Annotated in this window: 20 protein-coding genes; 5 read left to right on the forward strand and 15 right to left on the reverse strand. The window is 72.7% G+C overall.

From position 1 onward, the window contains the following. The first annotated feature begins 1 nt into the window (after position 1). The 4 genes from KGD83_RS24595 to KGD83_RS24610 all read left to right on the forward strand — a co-directional run bounded on the left by KGD83_RS24595 (position 2) and on the right by KGD83_RS24610 (position 6,512). The gene (locus KGD83_RS24595) at positions 2–1,390 is read left to right on the forward strand and encodes a maltokinase N-terminal cap-like domain-containing protein (RefSeq protein ID WP_212641378.1); all 1,389 of its coding nucleotides are present in this window, start codon (positions 2–4) and stop codon (positions 1,388–1,390) included. Between the two features lie 531 nt (positions 1,391–1,921). Continuing rightward, on the forward strand, positions 1,922–4,087 hold the full coding sequence (gene glgB, locus KGD83_RS24600; protein ID WP_394358125.1) for a 1,4-alpha-glucan branching protein GlgB: 2,166 nt from the start codon (positions 1,922–1,924) through the stop codon (positions 4,085–4,087). Between the two features lie 94 nt (positions 4,088–4,181). After that, positions 4,182–4,829 (forward strand): GNAT family N-acetyltransferase, encoded by a 648-nt coding sequence (locus tag KGD83_RS24605; protein WP_212641379.1) that lies wholly within the window; start codon positions 4,182–4,184, stop codon positions 4,827–4,829. A gap of 255 nt (positions 4,830–5,084) precedes the next feature. Continuing rightward, a complete protein-coding gene (locus KGD83_RS24610; protein ID WP_212641380.1) occupies positions 5,085–6,512 on the forward strand; it encodes an APC family permease in 1,428 nt (475 codons plus the stop codon). A 44-nt stretch (positions 6,513–6,556) separates the two neighbouring features. Here KGD83_RS24610 and KGD83_RS24615 read toward each other — a convergent pair whose 3' ends face one another. From KGD83_RS24615 to rpsB, 6 genes are all read right to left on the reverse strand, one after another. Next, positions 6,557–7,738 (reverse strand): pyridoxal phosphate-dependent aminotransferase, encoded by a 1,182-nt coding sequence (locus tag KGD83_RS24615; protein WP_212641381.1) that lies wholly within the window; start codon positions 7,736–7,738, stop codon positions 6,557–6,559. 94 nt (positions 7,739–7,832) lie between these two features. Then, the gene (locus tag KGD83_RS24620) at positions 7,833–8,768 is read right to left on the reverse strand and encodes a phosphatidate cytidylyltransferase (RefSeq protein ID WP_212641382.1); all 936 of its coding nucleotides are present in this window, start codon (positions 8,766–8,768) and stop codon (positions 7,833–7,835) included. Between the two features lie 3 nt (positions 8,769–8,771). Further along, positions 8,772–9,329, reverse strand: coding sequence for a ribosome recycling factor (frr, locus tag KGD83_RS24625; RefSeq protein ID WP_047867736.1), 558 nt, complete (start codon positions 9,327–9,329; stop codon positions 8,772–8,774). A 46-nt stretch (positions 9,330–9,375) separates the two neighbouring features. Continuing rightward, a complete protein-coding gene (gene pyrH / locus KGD83_RS24630) occupies positions 9,376–10,101 on the reverse strand; it encodes a UMP kinase (RefSeq protein ID WP_036552624.1) in 726 nt (241 codons plus the stop codon). A 183-nt stretch (positions 10,102–10,284) separates the two neighbouring features. Then, the gene (tsf, locus tag KGD83_RS24635) at positions 10,285–11,121 is read right to left on the reverse strand and encodes a translation elongation factor Ts (RefSeq protein WP_017566252.1); all 837 of its coding nucleotides are present in this window, start codon (positions 11,119–11,121) and stop codon (positions 10,285–10,287) included. A 124-nt stretch (positions 11,122–11,245) separates the two neighbouring features. Beyond that, positions 11,246–12,190: a 30S ribosomal protein S2 gene (gene rpsB, locus KGD83_RS24640; protein ID WP_212641383.1), complete on the reverse strand. Its 945-nt coding sequence runs from the start codon at positions 12,188–12,190 to the stop codon at positions 11,246–11,248. A gap of 288 nt (positions 12,191–12,478) precedes the next feature. Here rpsB and KGD83_RS24645 point away from each other — a divergent pair, with 288 nt between their 5' ends. Beyond that, positions 12,479–13,072 (forward strand): M23 family metallopeptidase, encoded by a 594-nt coding sequence (locus KGD83_RS24645; protein ID WP_212641384.1) that lies wholly within the window; start codon positions 12,479–12,481, stop codon positions 13,070–13,072. Here KGD83_RS24645 and KGD83_RS24650 read toward each other — a convergent pair. The 9 genes from KGD83_RS24650 to trmD all read right to left on the reverse strand — a co-directional run bounded on the left by KGD83_RS24650 (position 13,045) and on the right by trmD (position 20,618). Then, a complete protein-coding gene (locus tag KGD83_RS24650) occupies positions 13,045–13,914 on the reverse strand; it encodes a tyrosine recombinase XerC (RefSeq protein ID WP_212641385.1) in 870 nt (289 codons plus the stop codon). The genes KGD83_RS24645 and KGD83_RS24650 overlap by 28 nt on opposite strands. A 2-nt stretch (positions 13,915–13,916) precedes the next feature. Next, a complete protein-coding gene (locus KGD83_RS24655) occupies positions 13,917–14,273 on the reverse strand; it encodes a RidA family protein (RefSeq protein ID WP_212641386.1) in 357 nt (118 codons plus the stop codon). 299 nt (positions 14,274–14,572) lie between these two features. Continuing rightward, positions 14,573–15,775: a DNA-processing protein DprA gene (locus KGD83_RS24660; protein ID WP_394358083.1), complete on the reverse strand. Its 1,203-nt coding sequence runs from the start codon at positions 15,773–15,775 to the stop codon at positions 14,573–14,575. Beyond that, complete coding sequence (locus tag KGD83_RS24665) at positions 15,772–17,295, reverse strand: YifB family Mg chelatase-like AAA ATPase (protein WP_212641387.1); 1,524 nt, start codon at positions 17,293–17,295, stop codon at positions 15,772–15,774. The genes KGD83_RS24660 and KGD83_RS24665 overlap by 4 nt, the downstream gene beginning before the upstream one ends. Next, positions 17,295–17,660, reverse strand: coding sequence for a YraN family protein (locus KGD83_RS24670; protein WP_212641388.1), 366 nt, complete (start codon positions 17,658–17,660; stop codon positions 17,295–17,297). The genes KGD83_RS24665 and KGD83_RS24670 overlap by 1 nt, the downstream gene beginning before the upstream one ends. A 161-nt stretch (positions 17,661–17,821) precedes the next feature. Continuing rightward, complete coding sequence (locus tag KGD83_RS24675; protein ID WP_047867741.1) at positions 17,822–18,151, reverse strand: DUF2469 domain-containing protein; 330 nt, start codon at positions 18,149–18,151, stop codon at positions 17,822–17,824. A 205-nt stretch (positions 18,152–18,356) separates the two neighbouring features. After that, positions 18,357–19,232, reverse strand: a complete 876-nt coding sequence (gene lepB, locus KGD83_RS24680; RefSeq protein WP_212641389.1) for a signal peptidase I — start codon at positions 19,230–19,232, stop codon at positions 18,357–18,359. A 91-nt stretch (positions 19,233–19,323) separates the two neighbouring features. Continuing rightward, positions 19,324–19,668, reverse strand: a complete 345-nt coding sequence (gene rplS, locus KGD83_RS24685) for a 50S ribosomal protein L19 (RefSeq protein WP_019608682.1) — start codon at positions 19,666–19,668, stop codon at positions 19,324–19,326. A 185-nt stretch (positions 19,669–19,853) separates the two neighbouring features. After that, the gene (trmD, locus tag KGD83_RS24690; protein ID WP_130396531.1) at positions 19,854–20,618 is read right to left on the reverse strand and encodes a tRNA (guanosine(37)-N1)-methyltransferase TrmD; all 765 of its coding nucleotides are present in this window, start codon (positions 20,616–20,618) and stop codon (positions 19,854–19,856) included. Positions 20,619–20,629 lie beyond the last annotated feature (11 nt).

The following is a 20,629-nucleotide window of genomic DNA, read 5'->3' on the forward strand; positions in this document are numbered from 1 at the left end:
CATGTCCCAACTCGAAGAACTCCTGGCCGTCTGGCTACCGAGACAGCGCTGGTTCTCCGGCAAGGGGATCCCCATCCGCCAGATCCGGGTCGAGAGCAGGCACACGCTGGTGACGTCGGGCCCCGAGGGCCCGGACCTGAGCGTCCTGGTCCTCCAGGCCGGGCAGCGGGGCCGCAGCTCCCGCTACCAGGTGCTGCTGGGCTCGCGGCCGCCGCGATCCCTGCCGCCGGACCTGGCGCGCGTGGCCATCGGCGTGTGCCAGGTGGCGGGCGGCAGACCCAGGGTGGTCTACGACGCCGCCCACGACGAGGAGCTGACCCGGATGCTCCTGGAGCGGTTCGCCGCCCCCACCGGGGCCGAGCCCTCCGGAAAGGTGCGCTTCCGCAGCCTGCCGGGCGACAGCATCCGCACCGGTTCGGCCGGGCGGCTGCTCACCGGCGAGCAGTCCAACACGTCGCTGGTCTTCGGCGAGGACTACGTCCTCAAGACCTTCCGCAGGCTCTGGCCCGGGCCCAACCCGGACCTGGAGCTGAACATGGCCCTGTCGGGGACCCCGTACGTGGCCCGGCCGTGCGGGTGGATCGAGGCCGACCTGGTCGGGCACTCCACGCCCACGACGCTGGCCATGCTCCAGACCTACATCCCGCACGCCACGGACGGGTGGGTGCTCGCCACCGCCAACGTGCGCGCCCTGCTGGAGGGGCCGGGAGACGGGCGCGAGTCCGCGTTCACCGGGGAGGCGGCCCGGCTGGGCCGCACCACCGCCGAGGTGCACCGGTCGCTGGCCCGGACCCTGCCCACGGACGTGCTCACCCCGACGGGCGCGGCCGAGATGGCCGACGCCATGGTCGAGCGCCTGGCGATGGCCAGCGCCGAGGTGCCGGAGCTGGCCGAGCACGCGCCCCGGGTGATGGAGGCCTACGCCGACTTCTCCGAGGTGGACGAGCCGCTGCCGATACAGCGCATCCACGGCGACTACCACCTGGGGCAGGCGGTCCGGACCGGGTCCGGATGGGTGCTGCTGGACTTCGAGGGCGAGCCCACCATGCCGGTGCGCGACCGCCAGCGACTGTCCAGCCCGCTGCGGGACGTGGCGGGGATGCTCCGTTCCTTCGACTACGCGGCCGGGTACCTGCTGATCGGACACCCGGGCGACCCCGGTCTGGAGTGGGCGGCCCGCTCCTGGGCCCGGCACAACCGGGAGGCGTTCTGCCGGGGCTACGCCGACGGCGGCGGGGCCGACCCGGAGAAGCACCTGGCGGTCCTGCGGGCCTTCGAGTTCGACAAGGCCGTGTACGAGGTGCTGTACGAGGCCCGGAACCGGCCGAACTGGCTGCGGGTCCCGCTGGATTCCATCGCCACCGCCGCCGCGCCTCCCGTGCCCGGATAGGCGGTGTCCGGTGAAAGTTCGCTTGGCCCCCGGAGGGGGCGGGCCCGGGCGCCGGCGGTTCGCGCCCTTGAGGCGCCCGAGCACGGGGCGGAGCGAAGCGGAGCCCCGAAGAGCACGGCCTCCCCCGAGCGGGGCGGCCGCCGCTTCGACCACCACGCCCCCCGATCCGTCCGCACGAGTACCACGGAGCCCGCATTGACCTCGCCGCGCAGCGAACAACGTCCGCGTGCCAACACAGCCAAGACTGCGACGAACGGGAAGAGCCCGAAGAAGAAGGCCGTGGAGAGCATCCCGGTCGTGGAGGAGGTGTCGGTCGCCGAGACGGCGGCCGTGGTGGAACCCGCCGCCGTGGAGCCCGCGGGGGCCGGAGCGGCCAAGGCGGGCGAGAAGGCCGCGACGGCGAAGGCCGCTGAGAGGGCCCCGGCCGCGAAGAGGACCCCGGCCGCCTCGAAGGGCCGGGCCTCCACCGACGGGAGGGCCGCGGCGACCAGGACCCCGGCCGCCTCCCGGCGCAAGGGGCCCGACCCCGAACTGGTCGCCGCCCTGGACCGGCTGGTGGACGGCCACCACCACGACCCGCACGCGCTGCTGGGTGTGCACGCCGAGGGCCGGGGCACCGTCGTGCGGGCCCTGCGGCCGGGCGCGGTGGAGGTGCACGCCGTCCTGGCCGACGGATCGCGGCTGCGCCTGGACCACCTGCACCGGGGGGTGTTCTCCGCGAAGGTGTCCCGGAGCAGGCTCGGCTCCGGGCCCGACTACCGGATCAGCGCCCGCTACGAGGACGGCGCCGAGCACGTGGCCGCCGACCCGTACCGGTTCGCGCCGACCCTGGGCGAGCTGGACCTGCACCTGATCGGCGAGGGCCGCCACGAGGAGCTGTGGAACGCCCTCGGAGCGCACGTGCGGGTCGAGGACACCGCGATGGGCGAGGTGGCCGGCACCCGGTTCGCGGTGTGGGCGCCGGACGCGCGGGGCGTGCGGATGATCGGCGACTTCAACCACTGGAGCGGCGTCGGGCACCCGATGCGGAGCCTGGGCTCCAGCGGCGTGTGGGAGCTGTTCGTGCCCGGGATCGGCGAGGGCGGCCTGTACAAGTTCCAGGTCCTGGGCGCCGACGGGCACTGGCGCGACAAGGCCGACCCCATGGCGCGGTGCACGCAGATGCCGCCCGCGACCGCCTCCGTGGTCACCTCGTCCACGCACGTGTGGTCCGACCAGGAGTGGATGGCCGAGCGCAAGGGCGTGGAGCAGCACCGGGCGCCGATGAGCGTGTACGAGGTGCACCTGGGCTCATGGCGGCCCGGACTGGGCTACGCCGAACTGGCCGAGGAGCTCGTCGCGTACGTGACCGACATGGGGTTCACGCACGTGGAGTTCCTGCCCGTGGCGGGCCACCCCTACGACGGCTCCTGGGGATACCAGGTGACCTCGTACTACGCGCCCACGCCCCGGTTCGGCACCCCGGACGAGTTCCGCCACCTGGTGGACGCCCTGCACCGCGCGGGCGTCGGCGTGCTGCTGGACTGGGTGCCCGCGCACTTCCCGAAGGACGAGTGGGCGCTGGCCCGCTTCGACGGGAGCGCGCTGTACGAGCACCCCGACCCCCGCCGGAGCGAGCACCCGGACTGGGGGACGCTGATCTTCAACTACGGGCGGACCGAGGTGCGCAACTTCCTCGTGGCCAACGCCCTGTACTGGTTGGAGGAGTTCCACGTCGACGGCCTGCGGGTGGACGCGGTGGCCTCGATGATCTACCTGGACTACTCGCGCGGCTCCGGGGCCTGGGAGCCGAACGTGTTCGGCGGCAGGGAGAACCTGGAGGCGATCGACTTCCTCAAGGAGCTCAACACCACCGTCTACCGGCGCAACCCGCACGTGGCGATGATCGCGGAGGAGTCCACCGCCTACACGGGCGTGACCACGCCCGTGGACCACGGCGGGCTCGGCTTCGGGTTCAAGTGGAACATGGGGTGGATGCACGACACCCTGGAGTACGTCAAGAAGGAGCCGGTCCACCGCCAGTACCACCACGACGACGTCACGTTCTCGATGGTCTACGCCTACAGCGAGAACTACGTGCTGCCGCTGTCGCACGACGAGGTGGTGCACGGCAAGCAGTCGCTGTTCAACAAGCCGCCCGGCGACGAGTGGCAGCGGTCGGCGACCCTGCGCGCGCTCCTGGCGTTCATGTGGTCCCACCCGGGTAAGCAGCTGCTGTTCATGGGCGGGGAGATCGCCCAGGGCGACGAGTGGTCGCACCGGGAGGGCGTGCCGTGGTGGCTGCTCCAGTTCGAGCACCACGCGGGGGTGCAGCGCCTGGTGCGGACGCTCAACGAGGCCTACCGGCCGCGGGCCGCGCTGTGGTCGCGGGACACCGAACCGGCGGGCTTCACCTGGCTGGACGGCGGTGACCGCGAGGGGAACACGCTGTCTTACCTGCGCCACGGCGACGACGGCTCGGTGCTCGCCTGCGCGGTGAACTTCTCGCCGGTGCCCCGTACCGGGCGGCGGATGGGCCTGCCCTCCGGGGGCCGCTGGAACGCGGTGCTCAACACCGACGAGGCGCGCTTCGGCGGGTCGGACCACCCGGCGCCCGCCCGCGTGGACGCCGAGCCCGTGCCCTGGGACGGGCAGCCGTTCTCGGCGGAGGTCGCATTGCCCCCGCTCGGCGCGGTCTGGTTCGAGCCCGAGGTCTGACAGGGCCCAAGGTGCGGCGCCCGGGCCCGTCGGCCCGGGCGCCAGACTGTGTATCCTCTACACTGTACTTGATACACAGTTAAGGGGCGGCACCGTGGCCAGTACCGAGATCCGGACCTTCCGCGAGGACGACCGCGCCGAACTGCGGGCGCTGTTCGCCCGTGCGGGCGAGGGGTCTCCGTCCGGGGAGCTCTGGGGACACCTTCCGTCCGAGGCCGCTGTCTACCTGGCCCCCTACATGGACCACGTGCCCGACTCGCTGCTGGTCGCCCTCGTCGACGGACGGATGGCGGGCTACCTGACCGGCTGCCCCGAACCCTCCGCGATGCCCGGGGAGAGCGAGCTCATGAACCGCGCCATCCGGGAGCACCGGCTCGCGCTGCGTCGCGGACCCGCGGCCTTCTTCGCACGGGCCGTGCTGGACGCGGGGGTGTCCGCCCTCAGGCGCAGACCCACCGCGGGCGAGCTCTCGGACCCGCGCTGGCCCGCCCACCTGCACGTCAACGTCGAGTCCCGGGCACGCGGCACGGGCGTGGGCGCCGCTCTGGTGCGCGAGTGGCAGGAGCGGCTGCGCTCGCGGGGATCCCGCGGCTGCCACCTGCAGACCCTCGTGGAGAACACCGGCGCCGTGCGCTTCTTCGCACGGGCCGGGTTCGAGCCCCACGGTCCGACCCCTGTGGTGCCGGGCGTGCGCTTCGGGGGGAAGCACGTGCACCAGCGGACCATGGTGTGGAACCCGTGAGCTCCTCCGCCCCGGAGGGAACGGGCTCACCGACGGACGCCCGACCGGCCGTCGGGAGCACCCACCGCGTCCGGCCTCCGGACCGCGCGTTCGCGGGTGGGGCGTCCGCACCGACCGGCGGCCGGGGCCGGGCGCCGCACCGGTGCGCGAGCGGTGTGGGCGGCGGAAGCGAAAACCTCCGCGGCGGGCCCTTCCGCTCACCGCCGCCGCGTGCTTGTGTGTCCTGCACCACAGGCACGACCGTTGGGAGACCCCGTGTCCGACAACAGCCAGAGTTTCGTCCGGGTGCTCGGAAGGGGTGACGTCCTCGCCCTCGGCTTCGGCGCGATGATCGGTTTCGGCTGGATCGTACTGGTGGGCGACTTCGTCGACGCGGCGGGGAGCGCGGGCGCGGCGCTGGCCTTCGTGGTCGGCGGAGTCATCATGGCCTTCGTCGGCCTCACCTACGCCGAACTCGTCGCCGCGATGCCGCACGCGGGCGGGGAACACCACTACGCCATGCGCGCCATCGGCCCCAAGGGGGCCTTCACCGCCTCCTGGGCCATGATCCTGGGCTACGTCTCCGTCGTCGCCTTCGAGGCCGTGGCCGTCCCCCAGACCCTCGTCTACCTCTTCCCCGACATGGCGGTCGGCCGCCTGTGGACCGTCGCCGGGTACGACGTCCACGCCGGCCTGGTCGCCGTGGGCGTGGCCGCGGCCGTGCTGATGACCGCCGTCAACTACGTCGGCATCAGGCCCGCGAGCGTCTTCCAGACCATCGCGGTGCTATTCCTGCTGGTCACCGGGGCCGCCATGGTCACCGGCGCGTTCGTCGGCGGGTCCGTGGACAACATGCGGCCGCTGTTCGGCGACGGCGTCCCGGGCATGTTCGTGGTCCTGGTGGCGGTCCCGTTCCTCTTCGTCGGCTTCGACGTCATCCCGCAGTCGGCCTCCGAGATCAGACTCCCGTACCGCATGGTCGGCACCCTGCTGGTGCTGTCGGTGTTCTGCGCGACCGCCTGGTACGTGATGGTCGTGCTGACGGCGGGCTCGGGCCTGGGCCCGGCCGAGCTGGCGGACTCGGAACTGGCCTCCGCCGACGCCGTCGCCGCCATGTGGGACAGCGCGGCCATGGGCAACCTGCTCGTCCTCGGCGGCGTCGCGGGCCTGCTGACCAGCTGGAACGCCTTCCTCATCGGCGGCAGCCGCCTCATCTACGCCATGGCCGCATCGTGGATGCTCCCGGCCTGGTTCGGCCGCCTGCACCCTCGCTTTCGCACCCCGTCCAACGCCGTGCTGTTCGTCGGCGCGCTCTCCCTGGTGTCCCCGTTCTTCGGCGAGCCGATGCTGGGCTGGCTGGTCAACGCCGGGGGCCTGAACATCGTGGTCGGCTTCGTCACCGTGGTGGTCAGCTTCCTCGTGCTGCGCCGCCGCGAACCCGCCATGGAGCGGCCCTTCACCGTCCCGGCGGGCGTCCCCGTCGGAACGGTGGCCCTCGTGCTGTCCGCGGGACTGCTCCTGCTCTACCTGCCCGGAATGCCCGCGGCGCTGAGCTGGCCCAACGAGTGGCTGATGGTGCTCGTGTGGTGGGTGGCCGGGGCCGCCCTGATGTGGCGCCTGCCCCGGATCACCGCGGGGCCCGACGCGGAGCGGCGCCTGGTCGAGGTGATGGACGCGCGCTCCCGCCGGGCCCCGCGGGTCTGACGGACGCCGCCGTGCGCTCCGCCGGTGCGCACGGCGGCGGGTTCCTACCTCCCGCGCGCGTGCCAGCCGGAGAGGCGGGCGACCGCCTCGTCCAGCACCTCGTCCCTCTTGCAGAACGCGAACCGGAGCAGGTGCGCGCCCTCCTCCTGATGGTCGTAGAACACCTGGGCGGGCACGGCCGCCACCCCGGCCTCCCTGGGCAGGGCGCGGGCCACCTCCACCCCGTCCGCGTACCCCAGCGGGCGGATGTCGGCCATGACGAAGTAGGTGCCCTCGCACGCGTCCACCTGGAAACCGGCCCCGCTCAGCCCCTCCACCAGGCGGTCTCGCTTGCCCTGGAGGGCGGTGCGCTGGGCGGCGACCCACTCCTCCTCCCCGTCGATGGCCTCGGCCGCGGCCAGCTGGAGCGCGCCGTTCGCGGAGAAGGTGAGGAACTGGTTCACCGTGCGCACCGCTGTGACCAGCGGTTCGGGCCCCATCACCCAGCCGGTCTTCCACCCGGTCACCGCGAACATCTTGCCGACCGAGGACACCGACAGCGTCCGCTCGCGCATGCCCGGCAGGGCGGCCAGCGGCACGTGCGGCCGCCCGTCGAAGGTGAGGAACTCGTACACCTCGTCGGTGAACGCGATCAGGTCGTGCTCGCGGCACACCCGCGCGACCTCTTCCAGCTCCTCGGCGGTGAACACGGTCCCCGTGGGGTTGTGCGGCGTGTTCACCAGGACCATCCGGGTGCGGGGTCCCACGGCCGCGCGCAGCTCGGCGGGGTCGAAGGTGAACCGGCCGGTCACGGGGTCCGGCCGCAGCGTCACCGGCCTGCGCACCCCGCCCGCCAGCGTGATCATGGCGGCGTAGGAGTCGTACATCGGCTCGAAGACGATCACCTCGTCTCCGCGCTCCACCAGGGCGAGCATCGCGGCCGCGATCCCGGCGGTGGCGCCGACGGTCACGTAGACCTCGGTGTCCGGGTCCAGTTCGATGCCGTAGTGGCGGGCCCGGTAGCGGCTCACCGCCCGCCGCAGCTCGGGGCGGCCCGGCCCGGGCGGGTACTGGTTCACCCCCTCCAGGATGTGCCCGGAGGCGGCCTCCAGCAGGGAACGGGGACCGTCGGTGTCGGGGAACCCCTGCCCCAGGTTGACCGATCCGGTCTCCACGGCCAGCCGCGTCATCTCGGCGAAGACCGTCTCGCCGTACACGCGCATTCGTTCGATCAGCGGTTCATCCACCCGACGAGCGTATCCACCCGCCCGGTCGGGGGGCCAGAAGCGGGGACGCCGACGGGGCGGGTCCCCGGGAGGACCCGCCCCGTCCGCCGCCCGCCTACAGCAGCAGGCTCAGCACCATCCACGTGACGGGACCGGCGATCAGCAGCGAGTCCAGGCGGTCCATGAGGCCGCCGTGCCCGGGCATGAACCTGCCCATGTCCTTGACCCCGAGGTCGCGTTTGAACAGCGACTCGATGAGGTCTCCGACGGTGGCGGCCAGCACGACGGCCAGGCCCAGGACCACACCGACCCACCACGGGCCGTCCAGCATCAGCGTCACGCACAGCGCGCCCGCCACGGCGCAGCCCACGACCGATCCGCCGAAGCCCTCCCAGGTCTTGTTGGGGCTGATCACCGGCGCCATCTTGTGCCGACCCAGCAGGATTCCGGCGAAGTACCCGCCGATGTCGCTGGAGATCGTCACCACGATGAACGTGACCAGGCGGTACTGGCCGTCCTCGGGATGGGAGATGAGCAGCAGCCACGTACCGAAGAGGAACGGCAGGTACACCAGGGTGAACAGGTTGGCCGCGACGTCGGCCACGAACCCTTCCGTACCTCCGCGCAACCGCCACACCAGAGCGACGATCGCGGTCAGCGCGGTCGTGCCCACCAACCAGTCGGTTCCCCCGAAGTAGGCGGCGACCTGCATGGCCACGCCGCCCACGGCCAGCGGTACCAGTGCCAGGCCCATGCCCTTGCCCGCGAACGCCCGGTTGACCTCGCGCAGGCCGATCAGCACCCCCAGGGAAGTGATGATCGTGAACAGCTGGGGGAGGGGGAAGACGGAGAAGAACACGAGGGCGCCCAGGGCGCACCCGCTGGCGATGGCCACCGGGAGGTTGCGGCCCGTCCGGACCGGCTCGCCCCCCGGTTTGTGCAGCACGAAGCGCTGCCCGTCCGGATCGGGACCGCCCCGCGGCCCGCCGCCGGGTCTGTGCTCGGGCGAGCGGTCATCGCCTCCCGAGTCGCTGGAGGAAGGAAGGGTCACCGGCTAAACCTCGAGCAGTTCCGATTCCTTGTGCTTCAGCAGCTCGTCGACGGACGCGACGTACTTCGAAGACAGCTCGTCCAGCTCGGCCTGGGCGCGGTGCGCCTCGTCCTCACCGATGTCGCCGGACTTGACGGCCTTCTCGAAGGTGTCCTTGGCGCGGCGGCGGACGTTGCGGATCGAGACCTTGCCGTCCTCGGCCTTGGTCCGCGCGACCTTGACGTACTCCTTGCGGCGCTCCTCGGACAGGTCGGGGAAGACCACGCGGATGACCTGGCCGTCGTCGGAGGGGTTCACGCCCAGGTCGCTGTTGCGGATGGCGTTGATGATGTCGGTGCGCGAGTTGACGTCGAACGGCGAGATGACCACCATGCGCGGCTCGGGGACCGAGAAGGAGGCCAGCTGGTTGATCGGCGTCCGGGCGCCGTAGTAGTCGACGGTGATCTTGTTGAAGGTCGCCGGGGTGGGGCGGCCGGTGCGGATCGTGGCGAAGTCCTCCTTCGCCACGGTCACGGCCTTCTCCATCTTCTCCTCGGCCTCGAGGAGGGTCTCTTCGATCATGTGGGCGCTCCCTGGTGTCGTGGCTTGCTGTGGTCGCGGAGGCTGTCTAGACCGGGGTCGGCCCGACGATGGTGCCGATCTTCTCACCGCGTACCGCGCGCAGGATGTTGCCCTGGCTCATCAGGTCGAACACGACGATGGGCAGCCCGTTGTCCATGCACAGGCTGACCGCGGTCGCGTCCATGACCTTGAGGCCGCGGGTGAGGACCTCGTTGTAGTTGAGCTTGTCGAACTTGACCGCGTCGGGGTTGCGCTGGGGGTCGGAGTCGTAGACCCCGTCGACCTGGGTGCCCTTGAGGACCGCCTGCGCGCCGATCTCCAGCGCGCGCTGGGCGGCGGTGGTGTCGGTCGAGAAGAACGGTGCGCCCAGACCGGCGCCGAAGATGACCACGCGGCCCTTCTCCAGGTGGCGGACGGCGCGGCGCGGGATGTAGGCCTCGGCGACCTGGCTCATGTGGATCGCGGTCTGCACGCGGGTGTCCACACCGAGCCGCTCCAGGAAGTCCTGGAGGGCGAGGCAGTTGATGACGGTGCCGAGCATGCCCATGTAGTCGGCGCGTCCGCGCTCGATGCCGCCCTCGGTGAGCTGGGCGCCGCGGAACATGTTGCCGCCGCCGACGACCACGGCGACCTGGATGCCCTCGGAGACCGCCTCGGCGATGGACTCGGCCACGTACTGGACGACCTCGGGGTCGATGCCCAGGCCGCCGCCGCCGGCGAACGCCTCGCCGGAGAGTTTGAGCATCACGCGCTTCCACCCGGAACCGTGCATCGCAGGTTCGGTGCTCGTCGCTTCGTTCACAGCCTGTGGCCTCCCTTGTCGTCCCCGAGCGGCACAGGGTCCCCCGAGTGATCCTCGCTGCGGCCGGCCGGGCTCACGCGCCCCGCCACCCGCCCATATCCACCGAAGGTGCCGGGGAGCAGTCTCCCCGGCACCTCCATCATCTCAAAACCCTCAGGCCTGGCCGACCTTGAAGCGGACGAAGCGCTTGACGGTCACGCCGGCCTCGTCGACGACCTTCTGGACCGTCTTCTTGTTCTCCTTGACGAACGGCTGGCCGAGCAGCGTCACGTCCTTGAAGTAACCGTTGAGGCGGCCCTCCACGATCTTGGGGATGGCCTGCTCGGGCTTGCCCTCCTCGCGGGTGGTCTGCTCGGCGATGCGGCGCTCGTTCTCCACGACCTCGGCGGGAACGTCGTCCCGGCCGATGTACTGCGGGGCCAGCGCGGCGATCTGCTGGGCGAGGTCCTTGCCGACCTCCTCGTCAGCCTTGTCCAGCTCGACCAGGACGCCCATGGTGGGGGGCAGGTCCGGGTCGGACTTGTGGAGGTAGCTGGCGACGTAGGCGCCCTCGAACTTGGCGAAGCGGCGGAACTCCAGCTTCTCGCCGATGACCGCGCTCTTGGCCTCGATGAAGGCCTGGAGGGTCTTGCCCGGCTCGATCTCGGCGGCGGCGACGGTGGCGAGGTCGTCGCTGTCCTGGGCGGCGACGAAGTCGGCGACCTGGTTGACCAGCGCGATGAACTGGTCGTTCTTGGCGACGAAGTCGGTCTCGCAGTTGAGCTCGACGAGGGTGGCCTTGCCTTCGGACTCCTGCTTGAGGACGACCATGCCCTGGGCGGCGGTGCGCTCGGCGCGCTTGCCGACGTCCTTGGCACCCTTGACGCGCAGGGCCTCGACGGCCTTGTCGAAGTCGCCGTCGGCCTCGGTCAGGGCCTTCTTGCAGGCCATCATGCCGGCGCCGGTCATGTCGCGCAGCTTCTTGACGTCCGCGGCGGTGAAGTTCGCCATGACTGTTCTCGGATTCCCTTGGAGTGGAGAGTCTGTACGGAAAGTGGAGCTGATCCGCTCCCGGGCACCGAGCGGCCGCCCCGCCGGGAACGGCGGGGCGGCGACGGTGCTCGGAGGCACGGGACTACTCGGCGTCGGGGGCCTTCGCGGGCGCGTCGACCGGGGAGTCCTCGGAGGTGGCCTCGGCCGGGGCCTCGGCGGCGACCTCGTCGGCCGGGGCGACGACGGCGGTCTCGGCCGGAGCCTGCTCGGCGGCGGTCTCGGCGGCCTCGGCGGCGGCCTGGCCCGAGTCGGCCTTGCCCTCCAGGAGCTCGCGCTCCCACTCGGCCAGGGGCTCCTCGGCGGACTTGCGCTCGCCGGAGGCCTCGGAGGCGCCGGAGCGGGCCATGAGACCGTCGGCGACGGCGTCGGCGACCACGCGGGTGAGCAGGCTGACGCTGCGGATGGCGTCGTCGTTACCCGGGATCGGGTAGTCGACCTCGTCCGGGTCGCAGTTGGTGTCCAGGATGGCCACCACCGGGATGTTCAGCTTGCGAGCCTCGCTGATCGCGATGTGCTCCTTCTTGGTGTCCACGATCCAGACCGCGCTGGGCACGCGGGACATGTCGCGGATACCGCCGAGGGTGCGCTCCAGCTTCTCCTTCTCACGGCGAAGGTTGAGGAGCTCCTTCTTGGTGAGCGAGGAGCCGGCGACGTCGTCGAAGTCGATCTCCTCCAGCTCCTTGAGGCGCTGGAGCCGCTTGTGCACGGTGGAGAAGTTGGTGAGCATGCCGCCCAGCCAGCGCTGGTTGACGTAGGGCATGCCGACGCGGCGGGCCTGCTCGTCGATGGCCTCCTGCGCCTGCTTCTTGGTGCCGACGAACAGGACGGTGCCGCCGTGGGCGACCGTCTGCTTGACGAACTCGTAGGCGCGGTCGATGTAGGCCAGCGACTTCTGGAGGTCGATGATGTAGATGCCGTTGCGCTCGGTGAAGATGAAGCGCTTCATCTTGGGGTTCCAGCGACGGGTCTGGTGCCCGAAGTGGACGCCGCTCTCCAGGAGCTGGCGGATCGTCACGACTGTGGCCATGACCTGGTCCTCCTTGAGGTGGCGGGGAGGGACCCCGCCCTCGGTTGTTCCTGACGCCCCGGCCGTACCGCCGCACCGCCCGGAGGCGGCACGGACCGCGGGTGCGGCCCCTCGCTGAGGAGGCTCGTGGACGTGCGTATTGTGATCGGCCCGACGGGCCACAGATGATTCTATCTCCATCGGGAATACGTCGGGACCTGCGCCGTGTCCCGCCCCTTCCGCGGCGGGATCGTCCACAGGCCCGGACTCCCCCTGGCGTCGCGGCCCCCGCGCCCGGACCCTGGAGGTATGGCCCCCTCACTGCTCCTGGCCCTGTCCCTGGGGCTCTCGCTCCTGTCCCCGTACCACCCCGCCGATGCAGACTGGCACTGGCCGCTGCACCCGCCGGTCGAGGTGCTGCGCCCCTTCGACCCGCCCGAACAGCGCTGGCTGCCCGGACACCTGGGCGTGGACCTGGCCGCGGAACCCGGCCGGGAGGTCCGCGCGGCCGGGGTGGGGCGGGTGCACTTCGCGGGCCGGGTGGCGGGCGCACCGCTGGTGAGCGTGGCGCACGGCGACCTGCGCACCACCTACCTGCCGGTGGAGTCCGACCTGGTCCGCGGCGACCCGGTCGCCGCCGGGGACGTCCTGGGCACGCTCGCCGCCGCGCCGCCGCACTGCCCGGAGCGGCCCTGCCTGCACTGGGGCCTGCTCCGCGGCGACGACTACCTCGACCCGCTCTCCCTGCTCGGCCTGGGTCGGTTCCGCCTGCTGCCGGTCCCGCCGACCGCGTCGTCGCGGGGGGGGGAGGGCCGCGGGCGCACGGTACGCCGACCGGGCGCGCCGGGACGAACCCGGGGCGGCTCGGGGAGCGGTCAGGCGCGGGGGTGGGCCCGGCGGTAGGTGTCGCGCAGGCGCTCCACGGACACGTGGGTGTAGATCTGCGTGCTGCGCGGGCTGGCGTGGCCCAGGAACTCCTGCACGCTGCGCAGGTCGGCGCCGCCGTTGAGCAGGTGGGTGGCCGCGCTGTGCCGCAGACCGTGCGGCGCGCTGTCCGCGCCGACGGCGCGCAGGTGGGCGTGCACGTCCTCGCGGGCCTGGCGGACGCCGAGGCGGCCGCCCCGCGCCCCCAGGAACAGCGCGGAGCCGCTGGCGGCGCCCGCCACCTCCGGGCGTCCGCCGGACAGCCAGGCGTCGAGGGCGTCCAGGGCCGGACCGCCCACGGGGACCGTCCGCTCCTTGGCCCCCTTGCCCAGGACCCGCACGGTGTCGCGTTCGCGGTCCACGTCGGCGAGGTCCAGGGCGCACAGCTCGGCGACGCGCACGCCGGTGGCGTAGAGCGTCTCCACCACCGCGCGGCGGCGCAGGCCGGTCGGGGTCTGCTCGGTCCCCCCCGCGAGCGCCGCGGCGGCCTGGCGCTCGTCGAGCACCGTGGGCAGGGAGCGCTGCTGCGCCGGGCTGGCCAAGCGCGGACCGGGGTCGGCCGCCAGTACGCCCTCGCGGTGCAGGAACCGGGTGAACGCGCGGACCGCGGCCACGCGGCGGGCCACGGTGGCGCGGCCGGCGCCCGCGTCGCGGGCACGGGACAGCCACCCGCGCACCAGGTCCACGTCCAGGTCCCGCACTCCCCGTTCCCGCTCCTCCAGGTACGCCAGGAGGGAGCGCAGATCGGCCAGGTAACCGCGCACGGTGTGGGGCGAGCGCCCCAGCTCGCCCGACAGGTGCGCGGCGAAGCGCTCCAGCACGCCTACCTCCCGGAGGGCAGGCAGGCGACCCCTTCGACCTCCACGAGGTAGGTGGGGTCGGCCAGGCCGCTCACCTCCACCAGGGAAGCGGCGGGCAGGTGTCCGTCGGGCAGGCACTCGACCAGGGCCGAGCGGAACTCCTCCAGGTCGGAGATGTGGCGCAGGTAGTAGGTGAGCTTGACCAGGTGGCCCAGGTCCGCGCCGTGGCGGGTCAGGACGGCCTCCAGGTTGCGGAAGATCTGGCGCGTCTGCCCCCCGACGTCCCCGGCGACCTCTCCCCCGGGACCCTCGGGGGTCTGTCCGGAGACGAACAGCAGGGGCCCGTCCGCCACCAGGGCGTCACTGTAGGGTTTGGTCATGGCGTCACCGTACCCCTCCCGCGGGGTGCGTCACCGTCGCCGCGCGCCGGTCCGCGTGCCGCCCCCGGCCGGGATCCCGTGTACCGGCTTCGCCCCCGCGCGCCGGAGAGCCGGACGGGCGGGAGCGGGCCGCGGAGCGTACGCGGCACGGGGGACGCGTCTGCGCCGGACCGGGTAGGCCGCGACCGTCCACGGCGCCTCACCGCCTCGACCCGGCAGCTGTCCGGCGGCCCCTGACCTCTCCGGACCGTCGGCGGACGCTGTGAGCGGGCCCGCTGGCCGCGACCGCCCGTGCGCGCTCACTGCGGCAGCCGCCAGCCCGAGGGGCAGCGCTCCACCAGCCCGGCCGCGGCCAGCATCCCCAGGGAGCGCAGGGTCCTCTCCAAACGGGTCCCGCTGGCCACGGCGATCACCGCCGGTCCGGCGCCGGACCGGGGCACCGCCGCCAGGACCCGGGCGCTGTCCTGGTCGAGCTCGGCCGACACCCGCAGCGGCCCGGACTCCGGCGGCAGCTCCCCCAGCGCGCTCACCTGGGCGACGACGTCGTCCGCGCAGGTGACGCAGCCCGCGTTCCAGTCGCGGAGCAGCAGGTGGCAGCCCACCGACATCGCCGAGGTGACCGGGCCGGGGACCGCCATCAGCACCCGGTTGAGCTCGGCGGCGTGCGAGGCGGTGTTGAGCGCCCCGCTGCGCCGTCCGGCCTCCACCACCACCGTGCCCGGGGTGAGCGCGGCGATCAGCCGGTTGCGGACCAGGAAGTCCGGTGCGCGCGGGGTGGCGCCCACCGGCCGCTCGCTCACCAGCACCCCGGTGCGGGCGACGTCGGCGAACAGGCCCGCGTGCCCGCGCGGGTAGTCCACGTCCAGCCCGCATGCCAGCACCACGACCGTGCCGCCGTGGGCCTGGGCCGCCCGGTGCGCGGCCCCGTCGATCCCGTAGGCCCCGCCGGAGACCACCACGACCGCGCGCTCGGCCAGCTCGTAGGCCATCTCCGCCGCCACGTGCTCCCCGTAGGACGTGGCCGAGCGAGCGCCCACCACGGCCACCGAGCGCAGGCACAGGTGACGCAGGTCCCCCGCGCCGCGCACCCACAGTCCGTGCGAGCGCCGCCCGCCGGGCAGGTCCAGTTCGTCGAGGCGGCCGGGCCACTCTGGGTCCCGCGGCGCCACGAAGCGGATGCCGGACGCCGCCGAGTCGCCGAGCAGTCCGTCGGGGTCCACCGCCCGTGCCGCGGCGCCCCACCGGGCCCACCTGCGTTCCAGCAGGGTCTGCGCCTCCGGCCCCGGGCCGTCCTCCCCGGCTCCGGCGGGCACCGGTGGCGGGTGCGCCCCCGCCACCAGCAGCGCCCACACCCGTTCCGCGCCGTGCTCGGCGAGCATCGCCCCCAGCCACAGGTCCCCCGGCGGGGCCACCGCCGTCAGGCAGGCCCGCGCACGCGCGTCCGCCTCGTCCTCCGCGTCCCGCACCGTTCCCCCGCTCCCCTCCGCCGTGTCCGTGCTCACCACGCGCGCCCCGCCCAGAGCGCGAAGGCGTAGGCCGCCTCCTCCTCGCCGGGGCGGTCCCGGTCGGCGAGGTCGGCCAGGGTCCAGGCGACCCGCAGGGCGCGGTCCACCCCCCGGGCGCTGATCTGTCCGAGGTCCATCGCTCTGCCCAGCACCCGCAGCGCGGCGGACTCCACCGGGAACTCACGGCGCAGACGCGCCCCGGGGACGGCCGCGTTGGTGGTCCAGGGCGTGTGCGCCAGCCGCTCGGCGGCGCGGGCGCGGGCCTTCTCCACCCGGGCGGCCACCACCTCGGAGGACTCGGCGAAGACGCGGTCGGCGAGCAGCTCGGCCCTCGACACCGGTTGCAGCTCCACCTTGAGGTCGATCCGGTCCAGCAGGGGCCCGGACAGGCGGGAGAAGTAGCGGCGCCGCTCACCGGCGGGACAGGTGCACAGGGCGCCGGGTTTGGCGCAGGGGCAGGGGTTGGCGGCCATCACGAGCTGGAAGCGGGCCGGGAAGGTCACCGTCGAGGAGGCGCGGGCCAGGACCACCTCGCCGCGCTCCAGGGGTTCGCGCAGGGAGTCCAGCACGCCGCGCCCGAACTGCGGGGCCTCGTCGACGAAGAGCACGCCGCGGTGGGCCTTGGACACCCAGCCGGGTGTGGGGTAGCCGCTGCCGCCGCCGATGATCGAGGCCCGGGTGGAGGTGTGGTGCGGTGCCGCGAAGGGGGGTGCGGTGACCAGGGGCGCGCCGGGCGGCAGCATGCCCGCCACCGAGTGGATCGCGGTGGCCTCCAGCGCCTCGGCGGGGCTGAGCGGGGGCAGCACGGTGGGCAGGCGTTCGGCGAGCAGGCTCTTGCCGGTGCCGGGAGGCCCCAGCATCATGAGGTTGTGGCCGCCGGCCGCGGCGATCTCCACCGCGCGGCGGGCCACCGGCTGCCCCAGGACGTCGGACAGGTCGGGCCCCTGACCACGCGGTTCCCGGGGGCGGGGCACGGACTCCTCCTCGTGCGCCTCGGGGAGGTACTCCCCGCGCAGCCACTGGCACAGGTCCATCAGGCTGTCCACCGCCGTCACCTCGGCGCCGGGCACCAGCCGGGCCTCGGCGGCGTTCCCCCGCGCGACGACGAACCTGCGGTAGCCCTGCTCGGCGGCCGACACGACCGCCGGGAGGACCCCCAGCACCGGCCGCGCCCGGCCGTCCAGGCCCAGTTCGGCGATGAGGACGCTGTCCTGCAGCCGCTCCACCGGCACCGAGCCCGCCGCGGCCAGGACGGCGGCGGCGATGGCCAGGTCGAACAGGCTCCCGGACTTGGGCAGGCTGGCCGGGGACAGGCTGATGACGATCTGGCCGCTGGGCCACTCCTCGCCGCTGTTGACGACGGCGGCGCGGATGCGGTCCCTGGCCTCGCGGAGCGCGGCGTCGGGCAGCCCCACCAGGGTCACCCCGAAGTCGCCGCCGCCCAGGTGCACCTCCACCTCGACGATGTGCCCCTGGACGCCCAGCAGGGCGATGCAGCGGGTGCGGGCGAGCGTCATCATGCCATCCCCCGCTCATGGGAGACGAACACGCGCCCGCCGCTGATCAGGACGCAGACGCCGTCCACGCGCAGGGGGTGGGCGGGCACCCGGTGCCGGACCGCCCAGGCGTGCCCGAGGCGGCGCAGGCGGCGCCGCTTGTCGGGGGTGATGGCCTCCACCGGGTGCCCGTGCCGGACGGAGGTGCGGGTCTTGACCTCCGCGACGACCAGGACGGGGCCGTCCCGGGCCACGATGTCGATCTCCCCGTCGGGGATGCGCCAGTTGCGGGCGACCACCCGCATCCCGGCGCGTCGGAGGAAGGCCACGGCGAGGTCCTCGCCACGGCCGCCCAGCGTCCTTCGGTACTCGGCCCACCGGTCCAAGGTCGACCACCTCCCGTAACCACGGTCGGTGATCGCCGTTCACGGCGCCAGGGCCTGTTCTCTCCTGTGGAAAACCCCGGCGGCGTCCGGGGAGACCCGTCCCGGGGAGGCCGGGCCCGGGGGCGGGACCCGGGGGTCTCCCCGGCCGTCCGGCGGCCGGATCAGCTCTGCGCGCCCCCCTCGGCGGGCGGCATCTCCAGGTCGGCCTTGGTGATCTCCTCGACGTTGACGTCCTTGAACGTCACCACGCGGACGTTGCGGACGAACCTGGCCGGACGGTACATGTCCCAGACCCAGGCGTCCTCCATCACGACCTCGAAGTACATCTCCCCGTTCTCGGTCGAACGCGGCTGGAGGTCGACGTGGTTGGTGAGGTAGAACCGCCGCTCGGTCTCCACCACGTAGCTGAACAGACCGACGACGTCGCGGTACTCGCGATAGAGCTGGAGCTCCATCTCGGCCTCGTACTTCTCCAGGTCCTCAGAACTCATCCACGCGCTCGCTTTCGTCGCACTCTCCGGTCGTGGTGTGCCGGTCCCCTCCCACCCGGACACCGCCGACGGCCGGGATGTTCCCGGTCGACGGCGGCCCCGCGCGTCGGGGACGCCGATACCGTCCAGCCTCCATCATGCGTCACGGAAGGGTCCCGTGTACTCCGTCGTGCGGATTTTCTCGTCGGACCGCCCGCGCGGTGCGTCACTCGTCCGCGGCGTTGAGCTCCTCGAAGGAGTCCGGGACGCTGAGCGGGCCGATCTGCCCGACCGGCCAGATGATCACGAAGGCCCGCCCCACGACGTGGTCGATCGGGACCGAGCCGCCGCCGGGGTTGTTCTGGTTGAGCCGCGAGTCGGAGGAGATCGCCCGGTGGTCCCCCATCAGCCACAGGTGTCCCTCGGGCACCTCGATCGGGCCGAACTCGGTGTGTGTGGCCACGCTGCCGGGGTACAGGTAGGCCTCCTCGTCGAGGGGGACCCCGTTGACCAGGACGCGGTTCTGCTCGTCGCAGCACTCCACGGTGTCACCGGGCAGTCCGATGACCCGCTTGATGTACTCCTTGCCCGTGGGCGCCGCGCCCAGCTGCTGCTGGACCCACGTGAACGCGGCCGAGACCGGGTTGGTGGGCTCCGGGACCGACACGGTGTTCGGATCGTCCCAGGACCCGTTGCCGTCGAAGACGACCACCTCGCCGCGCTCGATGTCGCGGAGCTCGTAGACGACCTTGTTGACGAGTACCCGGTCACCGACCAGGAGTGTGTTCTCCATCGAGGTGGAGGGAATGTAGAAGGCCTGCACCAGCCAGGTCCTGATCACGAACGCCAGGACCACGGCGATCACGATCAGGACGGGGAGCTCCTTCCAGAACGACCCCTTCTTCTCGGTGCTCTGGGACTTGCTCATCTCGTCGTCCGCCCCCTCCTCCGACTCCTCGCCGTCGGTACCGGAGACAGCACTGGCTCCCGAGCTCTCGTGAGCTCGGGAGCCAGTGGCGGAGTCGTGCTCCTCCGGACCGGGCTGGGCGGATTCCTCGTCCTGGACCCCGTCCGAGCCGAGGTCCTTCTCGTCTTTGCTCATCGAGCCGAAGCCTATCCTGCCTCCCTGGCGGGAGCGGAGGGATTCGACACGGAAAAACGCCGGGAGGAGGCCCGGGCCACCCGGTCGCGGACTAGCGGCGCTCGCGGATGCGGGCGGCCTTGCCGCGCAGGTCGCGCAGGTAGTACAGCTTGGCGCGACGGACGCGGCCGCGGGCGGCGACCTCGTACTTCTCGATGGCCGGGGTGTGGATCGGGAAGGTGCGCTCCACGCCCACGCCGTAGCTCACCTTGCGGATGGTGAAGGTCTCGCGGTTGCCCGAGCCCTGGCGGCGGATGACGACGCCCTTGAAGACCTGGACACGGGTACGGTTGCCCTCGGTCACACGGACGTGGACGTTGAGGGTGTCACCCGGACGGAACTCCGGGACGTCGGAACGAAGCTGGGCCTTCTCCAGCTCCTGAATGGCGGTGTGCATCTCGCGAATCCTCATCGATAGCGCTCCGCGTCCTGCTCCCCGGCCGGGGAGGGGGTACGCGGGCGAGGGCCCCAATGGGTCTGTACTGTCGAACCGCCCGGGTGACCGTCACAGAGGCCGACGTCGTACCGCCGGCATGCGGATGCCGCCGGTCACCGAGGGGAACCCACCCAGTCTGCCACATCTCAGGTGGCGTCTCGAACGGCCTCCTCGGCCAGGACCTCCCGGTCTCGCCGGTCCAGCGCCTCCTCGGGCAGGGCCTCCACCAGATCGGGGCGGTTGCGCGCGGTCTTGCGCAGGGCCTGGTCGCGGCGCCAGCGGTCCACGGCACCGTGGTTGCCCGACAGCAGCACCGGCGGCACCTCCCGGCCGCGCCAGGAGGCGGGCTTGGTGTAGACCGCCCCCTCCACGAGGTTCTCCATGCCGCCGGAGGCGAAGGAGTCCTGCACCGCGGACTCGGTGTTGCCGAGGACGCCCGGCAGCAGCCGGGTGATCGCCTCGACCATCACCAGCGTCGCGGACTCGCCGCCGTTGAGCACGTAGTCGCCGATGCTGACCTCCTCTACGGGCATCCGCTCCGCGGCGTCGGCCGCGACCCGCGAGTCGATGCCCTCGTAGCGGCCGCAGCCGAAGACCAGCCGCTCCTCCTTGGCCAGGCGCTCGGCGTCGGCCTGCCGGAAGGGGCGGCCGCTTGGAGTGGGCAGGATCAGCCGCGCGGGGCCCTCCCCCACGACCTCGTCCAGCGCCTCGCCCCACGGCTCGGGCTTCATCACCATGCCGGGGCCGCCGCCGTAGGGGGTGTCGTCCACGGTGTTGTGGCGGTCGTGGGTCCAGGAGCGCAGGTCGTGCACGCGCACGTCGAGCAGCCCGGACACGCGGGCCCTGCCGATCAGGGACAGGTCCAGGGGGCCGAAGTACTCGGGGAAGATGCTGATGATGTCGATGCGCACGGCGCGCCCCT

The organism is Nocardiopsis akebiae, from assembly GCF_018316795.1.
Classification (GTDB): domain Bacteria; phylum Actinomycetota; class Actinomycetes; order Streptosporangiales; family Streptosporangiaceae; genus Nocardiopsis; species Nocardiopsis dassonvillei.